This window comes from Pseudomonadota bacterium, from assembly GCA_018823135.1.
In the GTDB taxonomy this organism is placed as follows: domain Bacteria; phylum Desulfobacterota; class Desulfobulbia; order Desulfobulbales; family CALZHT01; genus JAHJJF01.
In genome coordinates this window covers 1-2,694 of record JAHJJF010000115.1, presented here as the reverse complement: position 1 = coordinate 2,694, position 2,694 = coordinate 1, and the positions used below count along the sequence as shown (strand labels likewise).

Genomic DNA, 2,694 nt, shown 5'->3' with positions numbered 1-2,694 from the left:
GATGGAGGGAGCCAAAAATGAAGAAACTATTGCGTTACATAGCGGTATTGCCGATAATCGCGCCGTTTGTGATTTTTGTTCAGGTGGCACGTATTTTTGTCGGTAAAGAAAAAGCGGTGCAGCTTTGCGCTCCGGGCATCATCCGGATAGCCAAATTTTTTCTTGGCCTTGCAGTCCCCAGAATTAAGACCCCGGCTGATTTTGATATTTTCCGCAGGGAACTCAAAAACAAGTTCTGGGTCTTGAGTCCGTTATTCGATTTTGAGGTCAAAGAGGAGAATGAAGACCTGATCAAGCTCAATGTCCGTAATTGCCCGTTCTGCGAACTGTTAAGCATGGCCGGGATGGATGAGATGAACCCCCATGTCTGCCAGGGTGACTGGGAGCTTGCCAAAGAAAACGACAAGCTCTGGACATTCGAACGAGAGCACGAGATCGGCAAGGGCGATACTTTCTGCGACCACACCTATAAGAGAATATCGAGTTGATAGCGGTACACTTTATTGTTTAACCGCAATGATTTGCACTACGGCGCTCATGCCGTTGTGAAACTGCCCTTCATGGATTTCCCGGTCAATTTCTTTTGCATGCTTGAACTCAAGGCCTGAGAATTCCTTTTTCAGGGTGACAAGATTCATCAACACCTCTTTGCTTTTCGGGCCGCCGGTGTTGTATTCATGCTGGCGCGGCGTATACCCTTCAAGCACCAGGACGCCTCCTTTACGCAACCCCCGGACAATCTGTTTATGGACCTTTTCCATTATACCGGGTAGCAGGTGGCAGAAGATGGAGATTACTGCATTAAAGGAATCCGCCTTGATCTCAAAATCAGCCAGATCGGCGAGCACCGTTTCGATTTTCACATTTCGCTCTTTGGCAAGCTTTTCTGCCTTGGTCAGGCCAACCGGGGAAGAGTCAACCCCAACCACCTCAAAACCTTGTTCCGCAAGATACACCGAATTTCTGCCTTCACCGTCAGCCAGACACAGGACGCGGCCCCCGGGAGGCAGAGATGGAACTGCTTCCACCAGGAAATCGTTTGGTGCTGTTCCGTAGGCGAAATCCTCGCCGCTGTACCGTTCATCCCACATGTTTGATGCTCCGCAAGGCTTGTATTGTAGTGGCTCTTAATGAAATTCAGCTGTTGTATGAATTCCTCTCGGCTCATGTGCTTCGGCTTTTCCGAATTTCTTCGCTGGTCGACGAAATCCCGCTTCCTGCGGGTTCGTCGATGCGTGACTTCCTGTCACGCCCCCCAGGGGCCTGATCGCTCAGAAATTCGGGCCGGGCGCAAGTGGCCGCAGGAATTTCATAAAACAGCTCCGCCTTTCCAGGCTCATGCTGAAAACAGTTTGGCGCGATAAATCATTATCAGCTGAGTTTTGCTAAGAGCCACTTTTGTTTATTGGTTAAGGCTGTTGGTTCTTCAAAGTAACAAAATCCGATCTGACTACAGTCAGGAAAAAGGCTGAAGCAATTCCTGCGGCACCGAAGACCATGCACATCACCATGATCTGATATCGGGCCGCGATGAGCGGCGAGATGCCGGAGAGAATCTGGCCGGTCATCATCCCTGGCAGGGAAACAAGTCCCACCGCAAAGAGCGAATTGATGATCGGGATCAGCGAGGCGCGAAAGGCGATATTCCGTGCCGATTCGTAAGCCACACCGCGGCCAAGCTCAGCGTCAAGGCGGTCGGCGGCAAGGCTGACGCTGTTCATCGCATTGGCAAAAATCATCCCGGCCAGCGGAATAAAATAATCCGGCCGATACCAGGGATCAAGGTTGAGAACTCCCTGGGTTACAAGGATTAATGTTGCGCCGCCGCCCAGGATTATGGAGAGCAGGGCTTTTGAGTAGAGTTGTCTCCGCCGATTTTTAATGGTGCGCAGGGCTATCCAGCTTGAGATAAAAACCATTACTGCCAGAACAAGCAACACCACCCAGGCATTCCTTGATTCGAATATGTAGGCCAGAAAATAACCGATCAACAGAAGTTGCACCAGCATTCTGGAAACAGCATACAGGGTGTTCCGGCAGCCCTGATCCCATTTGTAACTGATGATGACTACCGCCAGAACCGGAAAGAATGCCAGGGCCAGATTTGAAAATGGAATTATATTTACAGAGTCATTCATGGAGACCACCTGCTTTGGTTAAAAAGGATCTTTTCAATTATCAGATTGGTTTCCGGTTAATTGCCCGATAATTTCGAGATATTTTTATTCATTGAAAATTGTCACATATACAAAACATATAACGATTATCAGCACCAGACAGACGAACAGCAATAAAACCGGCAGCAGTATCGCCATCATCACCAGGGAGGACTGCTCAAGCGTTCCGGATTGTAATCCTGAAACGACCTCAAAAGGGTTCACCAGTTGCGGGGCGATTGCATGCAGAATGAGGGGTAATAGGATTATGGCGATAAGAGTAACCGGGCCGGCATAGCGGCATGCCCGGATGACTCGGCCTCTTTTTCCCAGAAATGTTTTCTGTTTCGGTTTGATTTTCATGTTTACCTTATAAATGTTCCCAGTGGACTTTGCCGCACTCTTCAGACTGATTGGTTTTGAATAGAATAATACCGAACATAAAAGGAATCCAGGCATGACTTTGGTTCCTTTATATTTTTGTGAGACAAAGAGTGCGGAATTTTGATTGTAATTCGGTTAAAAAATGGTGAATTAT

Annotated in this window: 4 protein-coding genes; 1 reads left to right on the top strand and 3 read right to left on the bottom strand. The window is 48.4% G+C overall.

Translation table 11 applies throughout. The features are described 5' to 3' along the window. Window positions 1-488: L-2-amino-thiazoline-4-carboxylic acid hydrolase (locus KKE17_12440; GenBank protein MBU1710807.1), on the top strand; the 488-nt coding region annotated here is incomplete at its 5' end. Window positions 489-500: 12 nt separating this feature from the next. Here the strand turns inward: KKE17_12440 and KKE17_12435 are convergent. From KKE17_12435 to KKE17_12425, 3 genes are all read right to left on the bottom strand, one after another. After that, window positions 501-1,091 carry a class I SAM-dependent methyltransferase gene (locus tag KKE17_12435; protein ID MBU1710806.1) on the bottom strand — a complete coding sequence of 197 codons (591 nt, stop codon included), beginning with the start codon at window positions 1,089-1,091 and terminating at the stop codon, window positions 501-503. 318 nt (window positions 1,092-1,409) lie between these two features. After that, complete coding sequence (locus KKE17_12430; GenBank protein MBU1710805.1) at window positions 1,410-2,138, bottom strand: ABC transporter permease; 729 nt, start codon at window positions 2,136-2,138, stop codon at window positions 1,410-1,412. A gap of 84 nt (window positions 2,139-2,222) precedes the next feature. Continuing rightward, the gene (locus KKE17_12425) at window positions 2,223-2,519 is read right to left on the bottom strand and encodes a hypothetical protein (protein ID MBU1710804.1); all 297 of its coding nucleotides are present in this window, start codon (window positions 2,517-2,519) and stop codon (window positions 2,223-2,225) included. Window positions 2,520-2,694: the final 175 nt, after the last annotated feature.